This is a genomic window from Rhodococcus sp. GA1, assembly GCF_024321955.1.
Lineage (GTDB): Bacteria > Actinomycetota > Actinomycetes > Mycobacteriales > Mycobacteriaceae > Rhodococcus > Rhodococcus pyridinivorans.
Genome location: NZ_CP097186.1, coordinates 1,554,534 through 1,580,384, shown reverse-complemented (window position 1 = coordinate 1,580,384; position 25,851 = coordinate 1,554,534). Strand labels below are relative to the sequence as shown.

The window sequence follows — 25,851 nt, the reverse complement described above, 5'->3', positions numbered from 1 at the left end:
CCTGCGCGGTGCGATCACCGAGGGCAGGAGTCGTCGAGGCTACATGCAGTCGGTTACGGCGACATGGACAGAACGCTGCATTACGGCAACGGTGACCCGTGCATTCGCCGCACCGACTGTGCGCCCCGTCATATGGCGGTTCTTTAGCGGCAGCGAAGTTCGAAAAAAGCTGCGAGAAGTACAGTTTCGGTTCCGTAGGGGTTGCGCGAACAGGGTCTTCGCCAGCGCTGCGCCCCGTCTCGATCGATGACCGGATTGGTGGGAGAGATATGCCCGACACTCACGCGGCCGCACCGACGACACCGGATCTCGTCGCGCGGCTGGAGTACTTCGCGACCACGCGTCCCGACGCGATCGCCGTGGAGTACGTCGACGATCGCGGACATGTGATCGAGGAACAGACGCGGACCTGGTCGCAACTGCATCGCACGGCGTCGGCGACCGGATCGGACCTGCTCGCCCGACACGACCCGCGCGATCGTGTGCTGATCCTGACGGCCCCCGGGCTCGGCTTCCTCAACGCCTTCCTCGGATGTCTCTACGCGGGAATGATCGCGGTTCCGGCACCGCTCCCTACTGACGAGAAGGGGATGAGCCGGCTCGCCCGCATCGTGACGGACGCTGGAGTCTCCGAGATCATCACCACTACGGATCTCGCTCCTGTGGTCGAAGGATGGCTCGGCGAGTCGATGTCCGACAACTGCCCGTCGGTGGGAGTGATCGAGACCGCCGTGCCCGACGAAACGTTGGGATCCCCGTCCCATGCCCAGCCCTTCCATTCCCCGGACGCCATCGCCTTCCTCCAGTACACCTCCGGTTCCACGAGCGACCCCAAAGGTGTGATGGTCACCCGTCGCAACCTGGCCCACAACCTTGCCGTGATCGACCGGGCCAGCCGTCTGCCCGACAGCTCGACGGTGGCCGGCTGGCTGCCTCACTTCCACGACATGGGTCTGATCGGGCAGATCCTGTACCCGCTGTTCGGCGGTCACCGCGGCGTGCACATGTCACCCGCGACCTTCCTGAAGCGTCCCCATCTGTGGTTGAAGATGCTCAGCGATTTCCGTGCGGCCGGCACGGTCGCACCGAATTTCGCTTTCGACATGTGTGTGCGGCGGGTGACCGAGGAGCAGATCCGCGACCTCGATCTGAGCAAGATCCGGACGGTCCTCAACGGGTCGGAACCGATCCGAGCCCAGACGCTTCGCGCGTTCGCGGACCGTTTCGCCGGTGCCGGGCTCGCGGTCGAAGCACTGTGTCCCTGTTACGGGTTGGCGGAGAGCACGCTCATGGTGACCTCCGACGACCCGGAGCCGTTCCATGTCCTCGAGGTGGACGAGGATGCGTTGGCGGAGAACCGCGTGGTACCAGCGGTCGCAGATGGTCTCAGAAGCCTCGTGAGCTGTGGCCGCGCGGAGGGTCTCGACGTCGCGATCGTCGATCCACGGACCGAGGCGCGAATGGTCGACGGCCGGATCGGGGAGATCCGTGTGAGAGGAGCAAGCGTCGCTGCCGGATACTGGAACAACGCTGCCGCCACCGCCGAGACCTTCGAGCGGACCGTGGACGGTCTGGGAGGTTATCTCTGCACAGGTGATCTCGGTGCCTTCGTGGACGGACGGCTGTACGTCACGGGCCGCGCGAAGGACGTCATCATCGTCAACGGGCGCAACCTCTACCCCCAGGACATCGAGCATTCGTCGCGGGAAGCGCACCCGGCCCTGGCCGGGGGACTGGCAGCCGCGTTCGGCACGGGGGAGAACGACGGTCGCATCGTCGTCGTGCAGGAAGTCGCAGACGGTGGCGGCGACGCGAACTGGGCCGACGTCCGGTCCTGCATACGCGAGCGGATTCGACTCGACCACGGAGCCGCCGTGGCCGCGATAATCCTGACGCCACGGAAAACTGTGTCGCGCACCACGAGCGGCAAGATCCGCCGCGCAGAGATGCGGACGCGATTCCTCGACGGAGCATTCGACGAGATCGCGATCGGATCGGTACTCGGGCGCGTGAACGCATGAGTCCACGGTCGTCGAACGATGTTCCCGTCGAGGTCGCGCTGCGCGCCGTGCTCGACGGACTGTCTCCGGCAGCATGCGAGACTCTCGACGCGCGGGATGCCTTCCCCGAGCGGACCATCGCAGCGTTCGACGCGATCGGCCTGCAGCGCCACTACATTCCGGTCGCCGACGGCGGTGAGCTCGTCGACTACGAGCGCACCGGCAGGTTGATGCGCGAAGTCGCGTCGTTCGACGTGACCCTCGCGGTGGCACACGGCAAGACCTATCTCGGCGCGGTCTGTGTGTGGATCGCCGGTTCTCCCGCCCAACGGGCCCGTCTGGCCGAGATCGTGGGCGCGGGCGGTGCGGTCTCCTGGGCGCTGACCGAGCGAGGCCACGGCAGCGATCTCCTCGCCGGAGAGGTCGTCGCGGAAGCGACGGACGTCGACGCCGTCACCCGCTTCCGGCTCACCGGGGAGAAATGGCTGATCAACAATGCGACGCGAGGCGCCGCACTCTGCGTCCTGGCACGCACGTCGTCCGATGCCGGGCCGAGAGCGTACAGCCTGGTGCTGGTCGAGAAGGCGGAGCTGACCCCGGACAGCTGGCAGACCCTCCCGAAGGAACTCACTCACGGTATTCGTGGCGCGGACATCAGCGGGATCCGCTTCGACCAGGCATCCGTCCCCGCCGACGCGATCGTCGGCGGTGTGGGGCGCGGCCTCGAGATCGTGCTCTCGGCCATGCAGCTCACCCGCACCATGTGCTGCTATCTTTCACTCGGGGCGTCCGACCATGCGCTGGCGATCGCGGGTGGTTTCGTACTGGGCAGGGAACTCTACGGACGTGCGCTCCTCGAGCTGCCCGCAGCCCGCGCGGTCGTCGCCGATGCAGTGGCAGCCCACGTGCTGGCCGAGGCCTTCACCACCTTCGCTGCGCGCAGTGTCCACGCGCTGCCGCAGGAGCACTCCGCGATCGCCGCGGCCGCGAAGTACCTCGTGCCGACGCTCGTCGAAAATTCGATGGTTTCCGTCCGCCGTCTGGTGGGGGCGCGATCGCTCGTCGTCGGTTCCACCGACCACGGGACGTTCTCGAAGATCGAACGTGACCACCGCATCGTCTCGTTGTTCGACGGCAACACCATCGTCAACCTCACGACTCTCGTGAGTCAGTTCCCCGTTCTGCTGGGGCGGAGAGGTGAGGCCGGTGCCGGCGAGGACGACGCCCTCCGGGTCGCGGCCGATCCGAACGCCGAGCTACCCGAGTTCCGTCCGGAACGTCTGTCCCTGTTGCCGAAACGCGGGCTGTCGGTGCTGCGATTCCTGCGCCGGGTGGCAACGGACGGCTCTGCCGGCCGCGGGCTGAGTGGCCCTGTCGCCGACGAAGTGCGCACCGGTGTCACCGGACTCGCCGCCGAGCTGGACCGATTGACCGCACAGGTGCATTCGCAGCCACGCGCCTCGGTGGAGACCTCGGTCGAGGCGTTCGATGCGGCCGAACGCCTTGCCGCGTGCATCGCCGGCGCTGCAGCGGTCGCGGTATGGGTGCACGGTTGCGATACCCGGGCAGGGGACGGCAACCCGCTGTGGCAGAACGCGTTGTGGTTGCGACTCGCGCTGCATGCGGTGGCGGACGCACTCGGCATGCCGACGGACAGGCCGGATCACCTCACCGACGAGGCGGTCATGGTGTTCGCGGACGCGACGGCCTTCGGACACAAGATCACACTGCTTCCCGGCGGGTCGGGGCACGGGGTGAACACGAACTCGACGGATGCGGAGGCATCATGACGATTGCCCACCCCACGAGCGACATCGAATCGCTGTTCGGCGATCCCTACGACATCGACAATCCGCTCGGTGCCCACCGCATCGTCGAAGCGGACGAGCGGGACGAGATACTCGTTGATGCCGAAAATGCTCTTCTCGGAGCCGGTTTCGATGCACACTTCGTTCCGGCGGACCTGGGTGGCAGGTTCGAATCGGTCCCGGCCCTCGTCGACACGCTCCGGCCGGTGTTCGCGCGCGACGCAGCTCTCGGACTGGGCTACGGAATCACCACCTTCATGGCGGCGCTCAACGTCTACGCAGCCGGAGATGGGCGGCAGAAGAGAGAAATCGCTGATTCGGTACTCGCCGGGAACAAGATTTCGGTCGCATATCACGAACTCGATCACGGCAACGACTTCACGTCCAACGAATGCGCCGCCGTCCAGGACGAGGACATCCTCCGCCTACGAGGTGGAAAGCAGTTGATCAACAACATCGAGCGCGCACACAGCGCTGTGGTGTTCGCTCGGACCGATCGGGTCGAGGGGCCGCGTGCACACTCGCTCTTCCTCGTGCCGCTGGACGATCCGGTGATCGACCGGACCACGCGCTACCGCACGCTGGGCTTGAGGGGCTGCCGGCTCGGGGGTGTCGATTTCGGCGGAGTCTCGCTCCTCGATACCGACCGCATCGGTGCGCGTGGGGCGGCGGTCGAGATTGCACTGCGTTCCTTCCAGGTGAGCCGATGCATCGCAGCGGGCGCTGCACTGGGACCCGTCGACGAAGCGTTGTTCCTCGTACTGAAGTTCGCCCGGGAACGGTGTCTCTACGGCCGACGGCTCGTGGAACTTCCACATGCCCGCGCCGTCCTGGGCGACGCCTTCGTCGATCTGCTCGTCGCCGAGGCGATGGTTCGCGAAACGGCACGTGCCCTCCATACTTCGCCTGCCGGGGCGGGAGCGCTGTGCGCAGCGACGAAGTATCTCGTCCCGCGCATGCTCGAGGACACCATGCGATCGCTGTCGGTGCTCCTCGGCGCACGCTTCTATCTGCGCCGCGGACCGTACGCGATGTTCGGCAAGCACTTCCGTGACATCCCCGCACTGGCGATCGGACACGCCGGAGGCGTCAGCTGTCAGCTCACGATCCTCTCACAACTGGCACGGATCACCAGATTGGACGGTGCGGATCTGCCTGATTCCGACACGGCAGATGTCCTACCCCCTGTGAGGTTCGACGAGTTGGCCCTCGTCGGGCGATCGGCGGATCCGATGCTGCTCGGCTTGCGGGCACGACTCGATCCGGTCGACGACATCGATCGAGCTCTCGCACATGCGCTCGGTGAGCTTTCTCACGGCGCCCGGGCCCTGGGACCTGCCGCGACAGGAGTCGCCACCACCCCTTCCGCTCTGCGCCTGACCGAGCGCTACGCGCTGCTCGTCGCCGCGGGCGCGGTGACGCTCGCATCCGACGGGAAGGACGCGTGGGCGCGTCGTGCGAAACGTCGCCTCGTGGCCAGGCTGTACAGACAGCGCATACCGGCCCCGGACGACGGGACCGTGCTCACCGAACTCCTCGGACGTGCCGAACACGGCCGGGCTTTCGACCTGGCCGCCAGGCCGGTCGCTCGCCGCCTTCCGTAACACCTGAAGCCGACTCCACCGATCAGCGGAGGACACAATGGACAACATCGGACACGTCGAGATCGCCGACTGGCTCTCCTCGCGGGTGGCCGGATTCCTCGACCGACACATCGATTCGATCGACATCGACCGACCCCTGGCCGAGTACGGATTGGATTCCGTCTACGCGCTGACCCTCTGCGGCGAGATCGAGGACACCTTCGAGATCGAGGTCGAGCCGACGCTGGCATGGGACCACCCGACGATCGCCGCGATGGCCCGATTCCTCGAGACACAGACCACACGGACGTCGGCATCGTGACCGCGATGGACACACATTCGAGGCATCGTCGGGTCGGTGTGGTCGGCATCGACTGTGTATTCCCCGGGGCTTCCGGGCGGGAACAGTTCTGGGAGTTGCTCGTCCGAGGCGAACACGGTATCTCCGAGATCCCCTCCACGCGCTGGCTGGTGCCGGACGCACCCGGCAGCGTGCCGCCTGCGGGTTACATCGACGATCCGGCCGGATTCGATTGCTCGTTCTTCGGAATCAACCCCACCGAAGCTTCGGGAATGGATGTGCAGCAGCGACTCGTTCTCGAAGCAGCGTGGCGCGCGTGCGAGGATGCCGGGATCGCTCCGGCGAGTCTCGCCGGAACCTCCACCGGCGTGTATGCCGGTGTGATGTCCAGTGATTGGACGGCCCTGAACGTCGCGGATCCCGCCGCGATGTCACCGCATCTCGGCGCGGGAAGCGGGCAGTGCATGATCGCGAACCGGGTGTCCTACCACCTGGATCTGCGCGGGCCCAGCATGTCCGTCGATACCGCGTGCTCGTCCTCGCTCGTGGCCTTCTACCTGGCCGCGCAGGCGATCCGGGCGGGCGACTGCGACGTCGCGTTGGTGGCCGGGGTCAACGTCATGCTGTCGCCCGCACTCCCCGCCTTCTACAGCTCTACCGGATTGTCGGCACCGGACGGGCGATCGAAACCGTTCTCGGCCGGCGCGAACGGGATCGGGCGCGGGGAGGGAGTGGGTGTCGTCGTGCTCCGTGTCCTCGACGACCAGGTCGAGGCCTCCGGGACGGTGTATGCGGAAGTACTCGGAGGCCGGGTCGGCCACGACGGTCGCAGCAACGGTCTGACGGCCCCCAGCAAGTGGGCGCAGGTCGATGTTCTCCGTCGTGCACTCGGCGCCGGAGACGTTTGTGCAGGCGACGTGGACTTCCTGGAAGCGCACGGTACCGGAACGACGCTCGGTGACATGATCGAGGCCAATGCCTTGGGCGAAGTGTTCTCCGGCAGAGCGGCCCCCTGCCTCATGGGTTCGGTCAAAGGCAACGTGGGGCACCTCGAAGGCGCCGCCGGCATCGCCGGCGCCATCAAGGCGTGTCTCGCCCTCGAGCATCGGATTCTGCCCCCGTCCCTGTTCGCCGTCGACGAGAATCCGAAGTTGGGGCTTGCCGACAAAGGCCTCTCGCTTGCCACCGGCCCCACCCGGCTGCCTGCACGTGCGATCGCCGGTGTGAGCAGCTTCGGCATGGGCGGCACCGATGTGCACATGCTGTTGCGGGGGGTGCCCACCCCGCGACTACGACCGAGTGGGTCGTCGATAGGGGTGGTCACCGTCTCCGCCGCCACCCCCGCCGCGCTGTCCGTGAATATCGCGCGTGTCGCGGAGTACCTCGACGGGGTGTCGGACAGCGACTTCGCGCGTGTTTCCCGAGGCACGAATCTCGTCAAGTCGGATCGCCGCGTGCGGCTCGCGGTGGCTGCTCCGGATCGGCGGACGGCGGTCGCGCAGCTTCGGACCCGGCTCAGAGACCATGTGGCGTCCGGCCTTCCACCGAATCGGGTGCGTCCCCGCGTCGCCTTCCTGTTCACCGGCCAGGGGTCGCTCACCGCAGGGGTCGCCCGGCGCCTCGCATCGTCGATTCCCGCCGTCCGCACGCATGTGGACCGAGCACTGACCTTGTTCCCCGACGACGTTGCAGCGACCGTCGAGCAACTTCTCCTCGGTCCGCCCACGGAGGAGACCGTTCGTGTCGTCGAGACGGATTCCGCGTCGAGCCAGCCGGCGATGTTCGTTCTGCAGTATGCCCTGACCGGGGCGTACTCGGATCTCGGGATCCGGCCCGCCGCTGTGCTCGGGCACAGCATCGGAGAGATCGCCGCCGCGACGATCACCGGCGCCCTCCCCCCGGAGGCCGCAGCGGAATTGGTCCTGGCCCGCGGACGCGCGATGCGTGACCTGCCCGAAACCGGGGCGATGTCGAGCGTCGAGATGTCGGTCGATGCCGCCCGGGAGTGGATCGGTTCGCGCACCGACGTCGTGATCGCCGCAGACAACGGTCCCGCTCGGGTCGTGCTGGCCGGGACGGGGGCCGCGATCGAAGAGGCCGAACGCGCACTGGACGGCAGGTCGCCGAGGCGGCTCGCGGTCACCCATGCGTTCCACTCGCCTCTCGTGGCGGGGGCAGGGGCTGCGTTCGCTCGCTCCATGGAAGGAAGGATCGGCCGAGGGGTTCCGGGGATTCCGTTCTTCTCGACGTTGCGGGGTGCGAAGATCGCGGAGGCACTCGACCTCGTGTACTGGAGCGAGCAGATCTCCGCGCCGGTGCAATTCCGGACCGCGCTCGCGGAACTGCTTGCGACAGAGCCCACCCATCTGCTCGAGATCGGGCCACGGGCCGTGCTGACATCGCTTGCCGCCGAACAAGGCGGTGCGAGAATCACCCGACTGGCACCGCTGGACGGAGAACGATCGACCGGCATCGAATTCGCTTACTCGGTTGCACGTCTCTACGAGGACGGCGCAGATGTTCGATGGGACGGCCTGTACCGGCCCGAAGATGTGGTGCCGGTGCGCATGCCCGTCTACGAGTTCGACCACGACCAGCACGTTCTGCCGCTCTACCCCGGGGGCCGGTTGCCGCAGTCCCGCGGACCGGAGGTGTCCGAGGACGATCGTTCCGCTCGGGACACTTCGGTGGAACAGGTAGTCCCACCGTCCGCCACCGGGATCTCTCGTGACGACTCTCCGGAACCGGTCGGTGTCGTATCGATCGACACCCGCGACATTGCGCTGATCGTGCGCGAAACCATCGGGGAGATCAGCGGATACGCGACGAGCGTGATCGAGGAGGGCGCGCGACTGCGCGAGGATCTCGGATTCGACTCGATCCTCGCGATGCAGCTCGCCGATCGGCTGGCGGAGCGTGTGCGATTCGACGAACCGCCCGAGATCACCGAGTTCGTCGAAAGTCTGGTCACCGTCGACACCCTCATCGAGTTCGCGGTTCGCCGGTCGGAAGGGAAACGATGAATACGTTCATACTCGGAACCGGCACGGCGCTCCCGAACGATCCCGTCGACAACACTCTCCTCCACGAGACCTTCGGGATCAATGCGCAGTGGGTCGACCATTTCGTGGGTACACGGACCCGCTACTTCGGTGTCGATCTCGACTCCGGTGAGCAGACCCACGGTGTCGTCGACCTCGGTACCGAGGCAGCGGAGGCTGCGATCGGTGCGGCCGGGATCGACCGGGTGGATCTGGACTTCATCGTTCTTGCGACGGCCACGCCCGACACGCTCATGCCGACCGCCGCCACCGGGGTCGCCGATCGGCTCGGTCTCGACCTCATCCCCGCATACCAGGTGCAATCCGGTTGCGCCGGCGCAGTCCAGGCGTTGGACGTGGGGCGCCGGTTGCTCGACGACGATCATCGAACAGGTCTCGTCATCGGGGCCGATGTGTGTGCCAAGCACATGGTCCTCGATCGTGGGGCCGGAGCCATGCCGCCTTCGAAACTGGTCAACTACATGCTCTTCGGCGACGGGGCCGGCGCCGTGGTCATCTCGGCCGACCCGGACGGCGCGCTCATGCGACTGGGGCGGGTCGTCTCCCGATTCGAGGGACGGAACCGTCTGCCCGGTCAGGTCATCGAGTGGTTCGGCGATGCGGACCTGTCTCGGTGGATTCGCACCGAGACAGGTACGGACCGGCAGGCCGTCACCGAGGACTACAAGGCAATCGAACTGTATGTGCCGCACATGGCCGGCGAGATGTTCACCGATCTGCTGCGCCTCGCGAGGTGGAAGGTCGAAGAGGTCGACTACGTTCTGCCCCCGCAACTCTCGGGGAAGATGTCCCCTCGTATCCGGGCTGCGCTGGGTGCCGATCGTGCAACAGAGATCAGCTGCGTGGCCGAGACGGGCAACAGCGGCAACGCCCTCTCCTTCCTTCAGCTCGACCGTCTCGCCCGGTGCATCGAACCCGGGCAGCGCGCAATTGCGGTCGCGATCGAATCGAGTCGCTGGATCAAGGGTGGCTTCGCAGTGGAAGGAGTCAATCCGTGACCGACCTGGTGTCGACACCGATCGCCGACGAGAACGTGAACGGCGACATCCGACCATCCTCGCCGGATGTATCGGGCCTCGAGCGCATTGTCGAACTGAAGCGCGACGGACGGCTCGAGAGTGAGGTCGTCGAACTGCAGTCCGTCCTCGCGGCTCTTCCTGAGACCGACCGTCCGGCCGCATCTCGGTTGTTGTCGTCGTTCGAGGGCCGATCCGTCGACGCAGGCTCGGCGCACCGCGTCGTCGGTGTCGCAGTGCTCGGCAGTACGACGGTCCGCGGCGTGACGGGAGCCTTGACGGCAGAAATGCTCCGCCATGGCCTGGTTCCCGCGGTGAGGGTGGGAGGATTCGGCCGCTGGAGCCTCGAACTGCGCGATCCCTCCGCAACGGTCTTCGAGCACGGCCCGCACCTGACTCTGTGCCTGTTGGACGCGTCGATCGTCACCGATCGGCTCCGGGCACCGTGGACGGTCGACGATCTCCTCGAGGCCCTCGACGACGCATATGCGGACCTGGTGGTCGCTGTCGACACGCACGGCGACGCCCGGACTCTGGTCGTCAACACGGTGCCGCTCCCACCACGAATCCTCGCGATGCTGGTCGATCTCGAGTCGCGGGGACGTGCGGCCGCGGCATGGCGTCGCTTCAACACCGCACTCGCGGAACTCGCTCTCGACAGGTCTCGACTGCACGTCGTCGATTCGGAGTCGATCCTGTGTGTCACTGGTCCGTTGTCCGACGAGCGCATGGCAGCCTATGCCCGGGTCGAACTCGGTGACGCGTTCCTTGCGGAGGTCGCCCGGCAGGTCGGGCACATCGTACGGAGCACCCGGGGCATGACGCGAAAGTGCCTCGCCCTCGACCTCGACGGCACTCTCTGGGGTGGCATTCTCGCCGAGGCGGGACCACACGGCATCGTGCTGCGCGACGGGCCTCGCGGAGCGGCCTTCAACGCCGTCCACGACGTGGTGCGACAGTTGGCTGCCCAGGGCGTCCTCGTTGCGGCGCTGAGCAAGAACGACGACGCGGCGGTCCGCGAAGTGTTCGCCACGAACGACGCCATGGGTCTGACGGAGGACGACTTCGTTGCGATAATCGCGAACTGGGATCCGAAGCCTCTCAACCTCGGTGAATTGGCCGGACGGCTCAACATCGGCACGGATTCGTTCGTGTTCGTCGACGACTCCGCGTCCGAGTGCGGGTCGATGCGTACCGCCCGACCGGAGGTCGAGGTGATTCGGGTGGACGCGGACGAACCGGCCCTGCACGTGCCGCGGATACTCCGCGACGGTTGGTTCACCACGGCGCACGTGACCGAGGAAGACCGTGCGCGTCCGGTCCGGTACCGCCGCGAAATCGGCAGGCACGAACTACGCGCCACAGCCGGGAGCGTCGAGGACTACCTCGCTGCGCTCGACACCGCCGTGGTCGTCAGGGCGCCGCGCATCACGGAGATCCCGCGGGTTTCCCAGATCACGCAGCGGACCAACCAGTTCAACCTGACCACGGTGCGGATGGACGAGGCTGCGGTGACGGTATGGATGAACGGTCCGTCGACATCTGTTGCTGCGGTGTGGTGTTCGGACCGATTCGGTGATCACGGGATGGTCGGATGCCTGTTCCTCGAGCGCGACGGAGCGGAGCTGCACATCCGCAACTTCGCATTGTCGTGCCGGGTGCTCGCCCGAGGTGTCGAAACGGCGATTCTCGGATCCGTGGTGGACGCGGCATGGTCGGAGGGCGCGCACAGCGTTGTCGGATGGTATCGACCCTCCCCGAAGAACGGCATCGTGGCGACGTTGTACTCCGAGAACGGGTTCTGCTCGGCCGATGCCGATGCCGATGCCGAGGGCCGGCAGCACTTCGTGCTGACGGCCGGCGACTCCGTCCCCCCTTCCCCCTACGTCCGTCTGACGCGAGAGGACAGTCCGTCATGAACGCCGAAGAATTCGTCGAACTCGTATGCGCACAAACCGGAATGCACGTCGGCACGGATCATCTCGATCTGCCGTTCGACGCCCTTCCTGCCTGGGACTCGATGTATCTGCTCACGGTTGCGACTGCTGTCGAGGCGCGCACCGGTCGTTCGTTGAACGTGGCGGACGCGCTCGAATGCGCATCACTGGGGCAGCTGCGAAACCTCGTGGGCGCATGAACAGCGTGGATCTCCTGCCTTTTCCGAAACCGCGCAGGCACACCGAATACTTCTCGACCGCCATGGCAGGGCGGCCTCTCGTTCACCTCGGAACAGAAGCCGACGTGAGCGGACTGCTCGACCGGTCCGGTCGCCGTCCTGCCGCTTCGGCGACCGCGCACGTGATACGAGCGATCGCCGAGACCGTGGCGCAGCATCCGGACGCCAACTGCACATTCCACCGGCTGCCGTTCCCCATGCTGTCGCGCCCTCGCGACGTCTCGGTGAAGGTCGCATTCGACGTGGAGGTCGACGGTGTGCGGACAGTGCAGTCCGACGTGCTGATGCGAGCCGATCGGCGGACGCCGAGCGAGATCCACGAATGGATGCAGCACACGCGCAGTCGGATGCAGAACGGCCGTGGGCGTACACGCCTCCTGTCGGCCCTACCGAGGTCCGTCGGCCGCAGTGTGTTCGCGTCGATGACGATTGCGCCTGTGCGACATCGTTTCCTGGGCACGATTGCGGTGACGTCGCTGGCACACCGTCGCGTCGGTACGTTCTTCTCTGATGGTGGCACGACAGTGACCGTGGGGGTGGGGCATGCGCATCGGCGTCCCACCGTGCAGGACGACAGCATCGAGATTCGGAGCGTTCTTCCACTGTCGATGACCTTCGATCACAGGGTCATCGACGGCGCGCTCGCGGCCGACATTCTGGGAGACCTCGTTCGGCATTTGGAGCGGTGCACGGTACCCGCCTCCCACACCCGATCGGAAGTGTGATGATGAATTACCTCGACGAAGTGAAAACGCACGTCCTGCTCCACGGTCGCGCGCAGGGTATCGATGCGGCGGAATGTCGCAGGGTCCTCGGTACGATCCGAACGCTCGAGGACGACGAACACGGCTGGGCATCACGGTGGACGGCCGAGGCCTCGAAGTATCGTGAGCGGGGACGTGCGCTGGATGCGATCGCTCGCGACAATCTGGCACGATTTCCGTTCGCAGCGACGGAAATGCAGGAGAACGCATCGGCCCGTGCAGTATTCGAGTTCGGGAAATGGGCACGTTCGTCCGGGGTCGCGGAGAACCTCGCGGTGGAGTACAACGGCTCCCGGACGACCGCATGGTTCGGCTCCGTGGACACCGACGGACCGGCCCCTCTGGTGGTCGTACTCGGGGGCATCGTCAGTCCCAAAGAGCAGTGGGGGCGATTGCTTCCTCATTTCCGGAAACTCGGCATCGCAGCCGTCGTGATCGATCTGCCGGGGGTGGGCGCACACCGGAGCGCGCTCTACGGACCGGACTCCGAAGGCTACGTTTCGGCTGTCGTCGATGCCGCGGCGACCCGCATGCGACTGTCCGGTGTCTACGGCCTGGCCATGAGTTTCGGGGGCACGGTGATGCTTCGTGCGGCGGCGGCCGACCCGAGAATCCGAGGGGTTGTTGCGGTCGGATCTCCCACGCAGTACACCTTCGTCGATCCCTGGGTGCAAAAGGCGATGCCGGCGATCACCCGTCGTACGCTCGAGTCGGTCACCGGCGCACAGGACCTCCCGTCGCTGTTGCCGGAACTTGCGCTCGATCGGCAGCACCTCGGCCGTTTGATGATTCCGGTCCACTACATCCGAAGTCTGCGGGACGAGATCGTGCCGACAGCGGACGCGAATGTGCTGATCGCCCATCTCGCTCGGGCAGCGGTCGTCGATTTCGACGATGTGCACGGATCGCCCCATCACGCCGACGCGGTGAGGATGCGCTCGTTGTCCGCGCTGCTCGAGATGATCCGTCCCGGCTCCCTGTCTGCCCGGACGTTGTCTGCAGTGCTGATGGCAGGTGAACGGGTTTCGCTCGTATCGCCCGTCGATCTGGGCAGGAGGGTGCCGGCATGACCCCGACGGTGGTGTGTTTCCATCACGCCGGAGGAAGCGCTGCCGCATACCGGGACTGGGGATCCGAGCACGACCTCCGTATCCATGCGGTGTGCCTGCCCGGGCGGGACGGACGGCGGAACGAACCGTCGCCGACGTCCATGGACTCGCTGGTCGAGCAACTCGACGACGAGCTCGGTGAGCTACTCGCCACCGAGCATGTCCTCTTCGGGCACAGCATGGGTGGGACGATCGCTTACGAGTTGGCGTTGCGGCGAATGCGCCGCAACGCCCGGTTGCCGCTCGCGATGATCGTGGTGGCGTCGAATCCGCCGCATCTGCAGCCCGCGGGTCTCCCACTCGACGAGATGACCGATCTCGAGATCGCGCGTTCGCTCACCGAACTCGGTGGTATCCCGCCGATACTGCTCGAGAGGCCCGAATGGCTCGGGCCGCTCATGCGCCCGGTCAAGGACGATCTGCGGTTGTGTCGTAGCGCGCGAGTGGTCGGTGATGCCGAGCTGGCGCCGCTGCCGGTGTCGCTCCACGTGATCGGGGGAAGCCGTGACCGGCTCGTGCCCCCGGAGCGACTGGCGACCTGGCGCCTCCACGCCGGTCGGGACTTCTCCCTCTCGATCCTCGACGGCGCCGGCCATTTCCTCGTGACGGAGAATCGTTCGGAAGTGACCGCGTTGGTAGCCGCGGTCGTCGACCGTACCCGGGTGGGTGTGCTGTGAGCACTGTCGAACGATTCCCGTCCGGCACCCGCGACGACATCCGGCATGACCCGCGGGGGCAACGTGCACTCGTCGTGGCTGCCGTCGGCTTCTGGCTCGCATTCTTCGCGCCGACGCAGGTGCTCCTGGCGCTGACGGCCGCAGAGATCGCTCCGGACTCGAAGGCGCGGTTGTTCGGAACGGTCACGGCGGTGGGAAGTCTCGTTCTCCTGTGTGCGTACCCGGCTTGGGGTGTCGTGTCGGACAGGTTCCGATACCGATGGGGGAGAAGACCGTTCGCGATCATCGGTACCGGTGTTTCGGTGGGTGCCCTGATCTGGTGTTCGATGGTTCGGGACCCCGCCGCCCTCGTGCTCGCCTGGGCCTGTGCACAGGTGGGGCTGGGCGCCCTGCAGTGCAGTATCGAAGCGACGTTCGCCGACAGGACCCACCCTTCGCGCCGATCTCGGATGGCGGGCGTGCTCTCCGCTGCGCAGATGGGCGGGGCATTGATCGGATCGGTCATCGCAACGGCCGCGCCCGACGCCTCCACCGGCTACCTCCTCGTCGCAGCGGCCACCGTGCTCACAGTGGGCCCGTTTTTCGGGAACGCGGGTTCCGTCTCAGCGGAGCATGCGGAGTACACGGGGTCCGGGCCGGATCCGGACGAGGCCGGAGAGGATGCGAGCGGAGTCCGGGTCGATCTCGTCCTCGCCTGGGTGGGGCGATTGTGCGTGATGTTCGGACTCGGTTGCGTGACGCAGTTCCTCCTCTACTTCGTGACCGACCACCTCGGGGCGGACCGCCCGGACCGTGCAGTGCTCGTACTCACCCTCGGATTCGTGGTGACCTCGGCGTTGTGTTCGGTGATGTCCGGACGAGTCGCGGCACGGCTCGGTGACGGTCGGGCGGTGTCTTTGGCGGGGGCACTGTGCGCCGGAGTCGCGTTGTTCGCCTTCGACGCCACGACTTCGTTGTCATGGACGTTCGTTGCGGCCATCGGCTTCGGTACCGGCCTCGGAATCTGCCTCGGCGCCGGATTCGGGGTCATCACAGCACGTTTGCGCTCCCCTCGGCGTCACGGAAGGGATCTCGGCATTTTCAACATGGCCGTGGTGCTACCCCAGCTCGTGGCGCCGTTGGCCGCGGTCCGTCTGCTGGAATCGACGGGTTCCTACGGATCTCTTTTCCGGTTCGCGGGTCTCACCATCGTCGTGGGCGGGGTGGCGATGTTCTGCGTGGGCCGCACCGATCGCCGTCACGGAGAAGAGGCAATGCGGTGACCGCTTCGGCAGACGTTCATCTTCCCGGGCGCCCCCGGGCGAACACCTCCGTGCTCGTACTGGTATCACTCGCGGTCACCGTCGTCATCTTCAACAACACGGCCGTGAATGTCGCCCTGCCCGCGATGGCTGCGGAATTGACCCTGTCCGATGCCGCGATGCGGCTCGTCGTGGTCTCCTACTCCGTGACGTTCGCAGCATTGCTGCTCCCGGCAGGATATGTGTGCGGACGGTGGGGTGCGCGCCGGGCCCTCGTGACGGGGCTGTGGGTGGCGTCACTCGGCGCCTGTGCGGCCTGGGCCGTCCCCACCGAGATCGGGGTGATCGCCGGTCGCACCCTCATCGGGGCGGGCGCGGCGTTCGTCATGCCTGCAACTCTCGCGGTCGCGGTCGAGACGTCGCCACCGGAGCGTCGATCGCGGGCCATCGCGGTCTGGACGGCGGTGTCGGTGGCCGGCGCCGCGGGAGGGCCGGTTCTCGGCGGTGCACTGGTGGATACCTTCGGATGGGTGTCGATCTTTGTCGCCGTCACCTGCAGTGCCGCCGCGGTGGCGGTGACGGTGACGGTCGGTGTTCCGCCTCTCGCGCCACAACGCACGGACGGATTCGCAGTATTCACCACGTTCCTCCGGATACTCGGCACAGCACCGCTTCTCGTCGCCCTCACGGTCCTGTCCGATCTTCCCGTCATCGCGCTGGTGTGTGTCGTGGTGTCGGCCTCCGCCTGGGTGACCCTCGCGTGGCGGCGGCGACGACGTCCTCATGGGGGGTCGGCGCCGGCCGGATGGGAGACGAGAAGCTTCCTCGGTGCATCGGTGGCGAACATGCTGATGTTCTTCGCCGTTGCAGGCTCGCTGTTCGTGCTCACGCAGCTGTTGCAGTACGCCTTCGGGTTCTCGCCCTTCGCAGCCGGCCTGGCGGTCACACCGGTCACCATCGCCATGATCGTCGGAACGATCCTGTCCGGACCGCTGGCGAGCGCCTGGGGGGTCCGTGCAGGCGCGGTCGGCGGGTTGCTCGTCGTTGCGTCGGCGGCGCTGTCGATCGCGCTCCTACCCGCCGCACCCGTGGGCGTCACGATCGCGGCGGTGACCGTCGCAGGAACGGGTGTGGGTGTCGCTCTGCCTCTGGTGACCGAGTCGATGGTGGCGAGTGCACCACCTTCTCGAGTGGGGGACGCCGCCGCGGTGAACGACACGATGCAGGAGATCGGATTCTCCGCCGGGGTGGCCGTGGTCGGGGGAGCCCTCGCCCTGGCGTACCGATTCGCCGGGACCGGTTCGGGGGACGCTGCTGCGGCGGGTCTCGTCATCGTCGACGCTCGCGCGGCAGGCGATGCGGTCGCTCTCGCCGAGGCCGTTGCGGAGTTCCGGACGGCCACACAATGGGCGTTCTCCGCAGCAGCGCTCGTCGTCGGGATCGGAGCCGTGGTCGCATTCCGCCTTCTTCCGCCCCGTCGCACCATCAACCCGAGTACGACATGAGAGGACTGCCATGACAGACCTGAGTGCAACCGCCGCGGTCGCTTTCCGCGGCCCGTTCGCACTACTCGCCGTTGCCCGTACCGAAACACCCGACGCTGTCGCTCTTCGCACGGTGGACGGCACAATGTTCTCCTACGACCGGCTGTGGGACCGCACGGTCGAGGTCGCGGCCCAACTGGCGCGTCTCGGGGTCGGCCCTGGAGAACGGGTCGTTGTGCGCATGTCCGCCACCCCCGATGCCGTCGCCGTTGCGTTCGCAGTGTGGGGGCTGGGAGCGACCTATGTGCCGCTCCACCCACAACTGACCGACACCCAGTTGGAAGGAATCGTCGAGGACTGCCGACCGGTACTGGTGGTGGACGGCGCCCTCACCGATCCGTCGGACCCACTCGATCCACCGCACCTCGTGGCGCACGAGCCGTCGGCACTCGCCGCATTGATGTACACCTCCGGAAGTACGGCTGCGCCCAAAGGAGTGCGGTGCCCGGCGTCCGCGATGGAGTTCGGCGTGCACGCGATACAACAGCGGCTGAACTATCGTGCCGACGACACGATCGCCCTGCTGTCGCCGCTGTCGTTCGACTACGGGCTGTACCAGCTCTTGCTCGCATTCTCGGTAGGCGCGCAGGTCGTGCTCGCCGATGCTGCGCGCGCCACCGAGATGCTCGCCGTGATCCGACGCATCGACGTCACGGTTCTGCCCGTCGTACCGCCGGTCGCCCACATGTTGTACGCATTGCTACGACGGTCCGGTCCCGCATGCTCGGTTCGCATGGTCACCAGTACCGGAGCCGACCTGTCGGAGTCCCGTATCGCCGAGTTACGGGAGGTGTTGCCGTGCGCCGCGATCGTGGCCATGTACGGCATCACCGAGTGCAAGCGGGTGACCGTGGCCGAACCGGATCTCGACCGGATCCGTCCCGGAAGCGTCGGTCGCCCCCTGCCCGGTACCGCGGTGACGATCCTGGACGAGAACGGCAGGCCCGTCGAACCCGGTTCGGTCGGACAGATCGTCGTGTCCGGACCGAACGTGATGGACGGGTACTGGGAGCAGCCCGAGATGACAACGGAGAGGTTCGGACGGTGGCCGGACGGCACCGCGTTCCTTCGCACCGGTGACTACGGATATGTCGACGACGACGGTTACCTGTACTTCCGAGGGCGGCGTGACGACATTTTCAAGACGAAGGGTGTGCGTGCCAGCGTCACCGAGATCGCCGCTGCAGTGGAGCGGGTTCCCGGGATACGCGAGGTCGTCGTGATCCCACCGCGCGGCGAGCGTGAACTGGCGGTCGTGGTGACCGGAAGCGTATCCGCGAGTGACGTTGTCGACGACCTGCACCGAAGGCTCGAGCCCCAGAAAGTTCCGGGACTGTGTGTCGTTGTCGACCGAATGCCTCTGACTGCCAACGGAAAGATCGACACACGGCGTGTGATCCGCGAATTCGAGGAGAACCAGTGACAAACCACTCGACGAGTACCGGCGACCTGTACGAAGGCATCGCGGCCGAGTTCGGGACGCCGGTGTACATCTTCCGTGCAGAGTCGATCGAGCAGGCGGTAGCCGACCTGCGTGCGGCTCTTCCCGGCGGAAGCGAGATCTACTTCTCGCTCAAGGCGAATCCCAACAGCGATGTCGGAGCGATACTGAGAGCGGCCGGTTGCCGGGCGGAGATCAGCTCCGTCGGCGAACTCGCGGCGGCGCTCGCGGCGGGTTTCGATCCTGCAGAAGCGCTGTATACGGGCCCGGGTAAGACGGAAGGCGAGATCGGTACCGCGCTCGATGCCGGCGTACGTAATTTCTCCTGCGAATCCGTGCGCGACTTGCGTCGTGTCGCCTCTGCCGCGGAACGGAGAAGTTCCGTGGCCGACTGCCTTCTGCGCGTGAACGCACCGTCGGCCCCGGGGCAGGGTGCGATGCGGATGACGGGAACCCCCTCGCAGTTCGGGATCGACCTCGACAGTGTGGAGGTGCTCCCCATGGACCTCGTGATCGCGGGCGCACGCGTTCACGGTTTCCATTTCTATCCGATGAGCAACGCCACCGACGAGGACGCCCTGATCGAGGAAATCGTCAACAGCATCCGGTACGCGGTGGAACTGTCGGAGAGGTGGGAGATCCCGCTCGAAGTCCTGGATCTCGGCGGTGGCTTCGCCGCCCCGTACGGAGTGGAGGGCTCCCGCCCGCTGTATCCCTCCCTGCGGGAGTCCGTCGAGTTCGAACTCGACCGTCGCCTACCCGGATGGCGTGAGGGCAATCCGAAGGTGGTCTTCGAGTCCGGTCGGTATCTCACGTGTGACAGCGGTACGCTCGTGGCGCGTGTGCTCGACGTGAAACGTAGCCGTGACAAGGATTTCGTGGTGACGGACACCGGTATCCACCACGTGGGCGGTTTGTCCGGAATCGGACGTGTGCTGCCGATGCGTGCGAGCGCGGCGCTCGGCCCTTCGGCCTCCGATGGAGCCCCGGCGGCCGGTGCTGTCGTCGGTCCGTTGTGTACCCCGGCCGACGTCCTGAATCGTCATATCGAATTCGGCGACATCGCACCGGGTCGGATCATCTCCGTCCCCAATGTGGGGGCGTACGGCCTGTCCGCCAGTCTCATGGGTTTTCTCTCGCGCCCGGCGCCGGTCGAGGTCGTCACCCGTGGCCAGCGGGTCGTTGCTGCATCACGTGTTGTATTCGCCAGGGAGGAAGTGTCTTTCGTGCAGGAGAACAAGTCGGACCAGGAGAAGGTGCGGAATTGGGACGAACACTACGAGACGATGCTCCGTTCGGTACTGCCGAGGCTCGACGCGGCAGCCGAGATCACGCCGCACGAGACGCTGCAGGCGCTCGGCATCGATTCGCTCGCGCTGGTCCATCTCCTCGGAACGGTCGAGGCGCATTACGCGGTGACGGTACCCGACGAGGCGTTGTTCGACGGTCGGTGCGATACCCCGTTGGGGCTGTGGGAGGTGATCCGGTCACAGGCCGGGTCGCGCATCGAAAGCGGTGAGTGGCACACATCGGTTTGACCCTTTGATTTCCTGAAGATGAAGTCCTGGTGTAGAATTCGGTACGGTTCGGAACCCCGTCCAAGCTGGGATCTGTTACGCCTGTGAATCCGCTCACAGTCGCGATCGCCGGTTTTCCCGCCGTATGTCCGGCTGTAGAGTTCTCCCGCGTGGGCATCTGCCCCTGTGTGCCGTATTGCATTCGGCCATAAAGCATTCGAGTGATATGACATTGTGCCGGGACGGGGGGACTGTTGTGGCTGTTGCGTCGGATCGGGTGAGCGATGTGGCCGTGCTCGGTGAACTGGAGATCACCGTGGGCGGGGCGCGTCACGAGTTGCCCTCGGGGAACCGGATACGTGCCCTGTGGGTGTGCCTCGTGCTGGAACCGCAACGGACCGTACCGGTCGATGTTCTCATCGACGCGGTCTGGGGATCCGAGCCGCCACGTCGCGCCCGCGAATCGATACATGTGTACATCTCGCAGCTGCGTATGTTCGCGCAGAGGTGCGGAGTGGATCCGGGTCTGATCGAAACGAAGAACCGTGGTTACCGGTTGGCGGTGGACCGTCACGTGGTGGACTGGTGTCGGGTCCTCGTGGAATACGACACGGCGCGCGAACTCCACCGGAAGAGCAGTCTTCCGGAGTCGATCGCAGCCCTCGACAAGGCTGCCGCCGATTTCCACAAGCCGATCCTCGGCGGTGCGCAGGGGGGTACGAAGCTCGGCGCCTTCGTGCAGAAGATGGAGGAAGTCGAGCTGGCGCTCATCGAACTGCGGAACGAAGTGATGCTCGATATGGGTGAGTTGCACACGGTGGTCTCGGAGCTTCAGGCCCTGGTATTCGAATACCCGGTGCACGAGACTCTCCACGGGCAGTTGATGCGGGCACTGTTCCGGTCGGGTCGCCAGATCGAGGCTCTCGAGGTGTACAGCAAGTTGCGCGAAGACCTGAGTGACGGATTCGGAGTCGAACCGGGCTCGGATATCCGCGCGATCCATCGTTCGATCCTGGCGTCGCAGTCAGGGCGGCCCAGCGTTCAGGTGGCCCTCTGACCTCCGGTTCCGCTTCGGATCCGCACGCATCCGGTCGCCATCGGAACACGTCGGCCGCCCTGGTGGAATGATGCGTGGTGTTCGGTGACGAAGGGATGGGGCGACACATGATCGGGATCAGCCGCGACGGCGACGTCGTGACCGTGGAACTGCAACGCGAGGAACGCAGGAACGCGCTCAACACGCAGTTGTGCGTGGAGATCCGCGAGGCCGTGGACAAGGCCGTGGCGGACGACGCGCGTGTCGTGGTGATCACCGGGCGGGGCACGAGCTTCTGCGCCGGGGCCGATCTCTCCGGCGACGTCTACGCCGAAGGATTCACCGACAGCCTCGCCGAGATGCTGCGCACCATCGTGGACGCCCCGATCCCGGTGATCGCGGCCGTCAACGGCCCGGCCATCGGTGCCGGCACCCAACTGACGCTCGCGGCGGATCTGAGGGTCGTGGCGCCCACTGCGCGTTTCGCGGTTCCTGCTGCGCGCCTGGGCATCTCGGTGGACCGCTGGACGGTCCGGCGACTCGCCTCACTCATCGGCGGCGGTCCCGCACGCGCGGTCTTCCTCGCCGCCGAACCCGTCCCCGCCGAGGAAGCTCTCGCGCGTGGGCTCGCCAATCGCATCGGCGACCTCGCCGACGCGCAGGCCTGGGCGCACGAGATCGCGAAGCTCGCGCCGCTGTCGCTGAACGCGATGAAGTTGTTCCTCAACGACGACGGCACCCGCGACGAGGCCACACCCGAGCAGACCGCCGCACTCGCCGCGGCGTGGCTCAGCGAGGACGCCCAGGAGGCCAGGCTCGCTCGTGCCGAGCGCCGCGACCCGACCTTCCGCGGACGATGAACATCCGGTCCGCCGTCTCGGCAGCGCTCGCCGGAGCAGGCACGCTGTGGGTCGCGCGCGCCGTGAACGGCCTGCCCGGTTCCATCGGCGCCTCGGTCTCCGACATCCGTCCCTACGCCGCCGCGTCGCCCCGCTACCGCGACGGTCGTTTCCACAACACCGACCCTGCGTCCGTGCTCGGCGCCGAGGCGGCGGGCGGTTTCGCGAAAGACCTGCTCACCCGCGGGTCGCGGGGGAGACCTCGCACCGAGGTGCCGTTGTCGACCTATCTCGCGCCGGTCGACGCGGCGGAACTCGCCGTGACGTGGTTCGGGCACTCGACCGCCCTCGTCGAGGTCGACGGCTACCGGGTGCTGTGCGACCCGGTGTGGAGCGAGCGCGTGTCACCCTCACCGACTGTCGGCCCGGCACGTCTGCATCCGGCGCCGGTCGAACTGCAAACCCTGCCGCGCCTCGACACGGTGGTGATCTCGCACGACCACTACGACCATCTCGACCGATTCACGGTCGAGAGCCTCGCCGTGCTGCAGCCGACCGTCCGGTTCGTCGTGCCGCTCGGGGTGGGCGCGCACCTGCGCCGCTGGCGGATCGCCGAGGAACGCATCGTCGAACTCGACTGGGACGAACACGTCGAGGTGGACGGCCTGCGCATCACGTGCACCGAGGCCCGGCACTTCTCCGGGCGCGGCCTGCAGCGCAACATCACGTTGTGGTCGTCGTGGGTGTTCACCGGGCCGACGCGCCGGGTGTTCTTCGGCGGCGACAGCGGGTACACCCCGCGGTTCGCCGACGTCGGCGAGGCCTACGGCCCGTTCGACCTGACATTGCTGCCCGTGGGCGCCTACGACAAGCGATGGCCCGACGTGCACATGAACCCCGAGGAGGCGGTGCGCACGCATCTCGACCTCGGTGGCGTCGACCGTCACGACAGTCTGTTGGTCCCCGTGCACTGGGGAACCTTCGACCTCGCCTTCCACGCCTGGTCGGAGCCCATCACCCGGCTGCTGCCCGCCGCGCGGGAGTCGGAGGTGACCACCGCGGTGCCGATGCCGGGTCAGCGGATCGACGTGTCGAAGTCCGATGCGTCGAAGTCCGTCGCGGTCGATCCGTGGTGGCTCACGTCGAGCTGATCCCCCTGCCACGGCACCGGTTGTTCGCTTTCGTGCCCTAATCTGGTTCGTCATGGCAGTAGAAGAGCCCACGACGGTGGTGGGAACGGGCGAGGCGCCGGTCCTCGCATCCGACCATGCAGCCACGGGGCTGTCCACCGAGCAGGTCGCCGAGCGTGTGGCACGTGGCCTCACCAACGATGTCCCCGACCGCGCGTCCCGATCGGTCAAGGACATCGTCCGGGCCAACGTGTTCACCCGGATCAACGCGATCCTCGGGGTGCTGCTGCTGATCGTGCTGGCCACCGGCTCGATCATCGACGGCATGTTCGGTCTGCTGATCATCGCGAACAGCGGCATCGGCATCATCCAGGAGGTGCGTGCCAAGCGCACCCTCGACAAGCTGGCCATCGTCAGCCAGACGAAACCCGTCGTGCGCCGGGACGGCATCGCCGCACCGATCGCTCCGCGCGAGGTGGTGCTCGACGACATCATCGAGCTCGGCCCCGGCGACCAGCTGGTCGTCGACGGCGAGGTGGTCGAGGCCCAGGGTCTCGAACTCGACGAGTCGCTGCTGACGGGTGAGTCGGATGCCGTGCACAAGGTGCCCGGCTCGACGGTGATGTCGGGCAGCTTCGTCGCCTCCGGCTCCGGCTCCTACCGTGCGACGAAGGTCGGCCGCGACGCCTACGCGGCGCGACTCGCGGAAGAGGCGAGCAAGTTCACGCTCGTGAAGTCGGAGCTGAACGCGGGCATCAACAAGATCCTGCGTTTCATCACCTACCTGATGATCCCGGCAGGTCTGCTCATCATCTACAACCAGCTCTTCTCCAGCGGCGAGTCGCTCGGCCCCGCGCTGAGCGGCATGGTCGCCGCCCTCGTGCCGATGGTGCCCGAGGGTCTCGTGCTCATGACGTCCATCGCGTTCGCGGTCGGAGTCGTCCGCCTCGGACGTCGTCAGTGCCTCGTGCAGGAGCTGCCGGCGATCGAAGGCCTCGCGCGCGTCGACGTGGTGTGTGCCGACAAGACCGGCACGCTCACCGAGAACGGCATGCGCCTGTCCGATCTCGAGTCCCTCGACGGCAGCGGCCTCGACGAGGCCCGCGCCGCCCTGGCCGCGCTCGCGGCCGACGACCCGCGTCCGAACGCCAGCGTCCTCGCGATCGCCGAGGCGTTCCCCACCGCCCCCGGCTGGGGCGAGCCGACGGCGGTCGCGCCGTTCTCGTCGGCGAAGAAGTGGAGCGGCCAGTCGTACGGCACCCACGGCAACTGGCTGCTCGGCGCACCCGACGTGCTGCTCGACCCCGGCACCGAGGCGGCGCGACGCGCCGAGGAACTCGGCTCGAGCGGGCTGCGGGTGCTGCTCCTCGCATGCAGCGACCGCCCGGTCGACGACGAACTCGCCCCCGGCACGGTCACGCCCGCCGCGCTCGTCGTCCTCGAACAGCGGGTGCGCCCGGACGCGAAGCCGACCCTCGAGTACTTCGCCGGCCAGCAGGTCGACGTCAAGGTCATCTCCGGCGACAACGCGATCGCCGTCGGTGCGGTCGCCTCGTCGCTCGGCCTGCCGGGCAGCGCGTCTCCCATCGACGCGCGTTCCCTGCCGGAGGGCGAGAACGAACTCGCCGACGTCGTCGAAGGCTCGACGACCTTCGGCCGGGTCCGTCCCGATCAGAAGCGCTCGATGGTCGGCGCGCTACAGTCGCGCGGTCACACCGTCGCGATGACCGGCGACGGCGTCAACGACGTGCTCGCCCTCAAGGACGCCGACATCGGAGTCGCGATGGGGTCGGGCAGTCCCGCGACCCGCGCGGTCGCACAGATCGTCCTTCTCGACAACAAGTTCGCGACGCTGCCCTACGTGGTGGCCGAGGGTCGCCGGGTCATCGGCAACATCGAACGCGTCTCCAACCTGTTCCTCACCAAGACGGTGTACTCGGTGCTGCTCGCCTTCCTGGTGGGCGTGTCGGGTGTGCTGTCGCAGGTGTTCGACTTCGAGCCGTTGCCCTATCCGTTCCTGCCCCGGCACGTGACGATCGCGGCGTGGTTCACCATCGGCATACCCGCCTTCCTGCTGTCGCTGGCACCGAACAACGAGCGGGCACGCTCGGGCTTCGTCTCCCGCGTGATGCGACTGGCGATCCCCTCGGGCGTGGTCGTCGGTGTGGCGACCTTCGTCTGTTACGTGCTCGTCTACGGCGGCCCGGAGCAGACCGAGCAGCAGAAGATCCAGGCCGGCACCTCGGCCCTGATCACCCTGCTGATCATCGCGCTGTGGGTGCTCGCCGTGGTCGCCCGCCCGTACCAGTGGTGGAAGATCGTGCTGCTCGCCGGTTCGGTGCTCGGTTACGTGATCCTGTTCTCCGTGCCGTTCACCCGGGAGTTCTTCGCGCTCGATCCGTCGAACGTCGCGTACTCGACGATCGCGGTGACGTGTGGGCTGATCGGAGTCGTCCTCGTCGAGGCCCTGTGGTGGGTGTCGGGACGTCTCCACGGGGAGCATCGCCGCCTGTTCGCCGCCTCCGGCGATCTGCTCCCGGGCGTACACTGACCCGCAGCGCACGGATCGGTGCGCCCGAACCTCACAGCGATCCGACGAGGGAAGGA

Annotated in this window: 19 protein-coding genes; all 19 read left to right on the top strand. The window is 66.8% G+C overall.

The annotated features are described in order from the left end of the window. Positions 1–98 precede the first annotated feature (98 nt). A complete protein-coding gene (locus tag M3330_RS07280; protein ID WP_200359503.1) occupies positions 99–2,021 on the top strand; it encodes a fatty acyl-AMP ligase in 1,923 nt (640 codons plus the stop codon). After that, a complete protein-coding gene (locus tag M3330_RS07275) occupies positions 2,018–3,790 on the top strand; it encodes an acyl-CoA dehydrogenase family protein (RefSeq protein WP_083543555.1) in 1,773 nt (590 codons plus the stop codon). The genes M3330_RS07280 and M3330_RS07275 overlap by 4 nt, the downstream gene beginning before the upstream one ends. Continuing rightward, entirely contained in the window at positions 3,787–5,412 is a 1,626-nt protein-coding gene (locus M3330_RS07270) for an acyl-CoA dehydrogenase (RefSeq protein WP_197483266.1), read from the top strand. Before M3330_RS07275 ends, M3330_RS07270 begins: the two co-directional genes overlap by 4 nt. A 37-nt stretch (positions 5,413–5,449) precedes the next feature. Then, positions 5,450–5,713: an acyl carrier protein gene (locus M3330_RS07265; RefSeq protein WP_064852731.1), complete on the top strand. Its 264-nt coding sequence runs from the start codon at positions 5,450–5,452 to the stop codon at positions 5,711–5,713. A gap of 5 nt (positions 5,714–5,718) precedes the next feature. Next, positions 5,719–8,715, top strand: a complete 2,997-nt coding sequence (locus tag M3330_RS07260; RefSeq protein ID WP_255028045.1) for a type I polyketide synthase — start codon at positions 5,719–5,721, stop codon at positions 8,713–8,715. After that, positions 8,712–9,752, top strand: a complete 1,041-nt coding sequence (locus M3330_RS07255; RefSeq protein WP_064852730.1) for a 3-oxoacyl-ACP synthase III family protein — start codon at positions 8,712–8,714, stop codon at positions 9,750–9,752. The genes M3330_RS07260 and M3330_RS07255 overlap by 4 nt, the downstream gene beginning before the upstream one ends. Continuing rightward, positions 9,749–11,689 (top strand): HAD family hydrolase, encoded by a 1,941-nt coding sequence (locus tag M3330_RS07250; protein WP_247848569.1) that lies wholly within the window; start codon positions 9,749–9,751, stop codon positions 11,687–11,689. Before M3330_RS07255 ends, M3330_RS07250 begins: the two co-directional genes overlap by 4 nt. After that, positions 11,686–11,907, top strand: a complete 222-nt coding sequence (locus M3330_RS07245) for a phosphopantetheine-binding protein (protein WP_064852729.1) — start codon at positions 11,686–11,688, stop codon at positions 11,905–11,907. Before M3330_RS07250 ends, M3330_RS07245 begins: the two co-directional genes overlap by 4 nt. Before the next feature lie 104 nt (positions 11,908–12,011). Further along, positions 12,012–12,671 carry a 2-oxo acid dehydrogenase subunit E2 gene (locus tag M3330_RS07240; protein WP_231781063.1) on the top strand — a complete coding sequence of 220 codons (660 nt, stop codon included), beginning with the start codon at positions 12,012–12,014 and terminating at the stop codon, positions 12,669–12,671. Continuing rightward, entirely contained in the window at positions 12,671–13,780 is a 1,110-nt protein-coding gene (locus M3330_RS07235; protein WP_064852727.1) for an alpha/beta fold hydrolase, read from the top strand. The genes M3330_RS07240 and M3330_RS07235 overlap by 1 nt, the downstream gene beginning before the upstream one ends. Continuing rightward, a complete protein-coding gene (locus M3330_RS07230) occupies positions 13,777–14,496 on the top strand; it encodes a thioesterase II family protein (protein WP_255028031.1) in 720 nt (239 codons plus the stop codon). The genes M3330_RS07235 and M3330_RS07230 overlap by 4 nt, the downstream gene beginning before the upstream one ends. Next, positions 14,493–15,758 (top strand): MFS transporter, encoded by a 1,266-nt coding sequence (locus M3330_RS07225; protein WP_064852096.1) that lies wholly within the window; start codon positions 14,493–14,495, stop codon positions 15,756–15,758. Before M3330_RS07230 ends, M3330_RS07225 begins: the two co-directional genes overlap by 4 nt. Then, positions 15,755–17,242: an MFS transporter gene (locus M3330_RS07220; RefSeq protein WP_064852097.1), complete on the top strand. Its 1,488-nt coding sequence runs from the start codon at positions 15,755–15,757 to the stop codon at positions 17,240–17,242. The genes M3330_RS07225 and M3330_RS07220 overlap by 4 nt, the downstream gene beginning before the upstream one ends. A 10-nt stretch (positions 17,243–17,252) precedes the next feature. Beyond that, positions 17,253–18,704 carry a class I adenylate-forming enzyme family protein gene (locus M3330_RS07215; protein ID WP_255028029.1) on the top strand — a complete coding sequence of 484 codons (1,452 nt, stop codon included), beginning with the start codon at positions 17,253–17,255 and terminating at the stop codon, positions 18,702–18,704. Beyond that, the gene (locus M3330_RS07210; RefSeq protein WP_082937633.1) at positions 18,701–20,260 is read left to right on the top strand and encodes a phosphopantetheine-binding protein; all 1,560 of its coding nucleotides are present in this window, start codon (positions 18,701–18,703) and stop codon (positions 20,258–20,260) included. The genes M3330_RS07215 and M3330_RS07210 overlap by 4 nt, the downstream gene beginning before the upstream one ends. 235 nt (positions 20,261–20,495) lie before the next feature. Beyond that, positions 20,496–21,296 (top strand): AfsR/SARP family transcriptional regulator, encoded by an 801-nt coding sequence (locus M3330_RS07205; protein WP_197483223.1) that lies wholly within the window; start codon positions 20,496–20,498, stop codon positions 21,294–21,296. Positions 21,297–21,403: 107 nt separating this feature from the next. Then, complete coding sequence (locus M3330_RS07200) at positions 21,404–22,135, top strand: enoyl-CoA hydratase (RefSeq protein ID WP_064852131.1); 732 nt, start codon at positions 21,404–21,406, stop codon at positions 22,133–22,135. After that, a complete protein-coding gene (locus M3330_RS07195; protein ID WP_024103115.1) occupies positions 22,132–23,265 on the top strand; it encodes an MBL fold metallo-hydrolase in 1,134 nt (377 codons plus the stop codon). The genes M3330_RS07200 and M3330_RS07195 overlap by 4 nt, the downstream gene beginning before the upstream one ends. Positions 23,266–23,317: 52 nt before the next feature. Further along, the gene (locus M3330_RS07190) at positions 23,318–25,795 is read left to right on the top strand and encodes an HAD-IC family P-type ATPase (protein ID WP_230809779.1); all 2,478 of its coding nucleotides are present in this window, start codon (positions 23,318–23,320) and stop codon (positions 25,793–25,795) included. Positions 25,796–25,851 lie beyond the last annotated feature (56 nt).

Bases quoted from the DNA above. Each gene is read 5' to 3' on its own strand.
- M3330_RS07275 (WP_083543555.1), top strand. From the start codon at position 2,018: ATGAGTCCACGGTCGTCGAACGATGTTCCCGTCGAGGTCGCGCTGCGC.
- M3330_RS07270 (WP_197483266.1), top strand. From the start codon at position 3,787: ATGACGATTGCCCACCCCACGAGCGACATCGAATCGCTGTTCGGCGAT.
- M3330_RS07265 (WP_064852731.1), top strand. From the start codon at position 5,450: ATGGACAACATCGGACACGTCGAGATCGCCGACTGGCTCTCCTCGCGG.
- M3330_RS07260 (WP_255028045.1), top strand. From the start codon at position 5,719: ATGGACACACATTCGAGGCATCGTCGGGTCGGTGTGGTCGGCATCGAC.
- M3330_RS07255 (WP_064852730.1), top strand. From the start codon at position 8,712: ATGAATACGTTCATACTCGGAACCGGCACGGCGCTCCCGAACGATCCC.
- M3330_RS07245 (WP_064852729.1), top strand. From the start codon at position 11,686: ATGAACGCCGAAGAATTCGTCGAACTCGTATGCGCACAAACCGGAATG.
- M3330_RS07235 (WP_064852727.1), top strand. From the start codon at position 12,671: ATGATGAATTACCTCGACGAAGTGAAAACGCACGTCCTGCTCCACGGT.
- M3330_RS07230 (WP_255028031.1), top strand. From the start codon at position 13,777: ATGACCCCGACGGTGGTGTGTTTCCATCACGCCGGAGGAAGCGCTGCC.
- M3330_RS07215 (WP_255028029.1), top strand. From the start codon at position 17,253: ATGACAGACCTGAGTGCAACCGCCGCGGTCGCTTTCCGCGGCCCGTTC.
- M3330_RS07200 (WP_064852131.1), top strand. From the start codon at position 21,404: ATGATCGGGATCAGCCGCGACGGCGACGTCGTGACCGTGGAACTGCAA.
- M3330_RS07195 (WP_024103115.1), top strand. From the start codon at position 22,132: ATGAACATCCGGTCCGCCGTCTCGGCAGCGCTCGCCGGAGCAGGCACG.
- M3330_RS07190 (WP_230809779.1), top strand. From the start codon at position 23,318: ATGGCAGTAGAAGAGCCCACGACGGTGGTGGGAACGGGCGAGGCGCCG.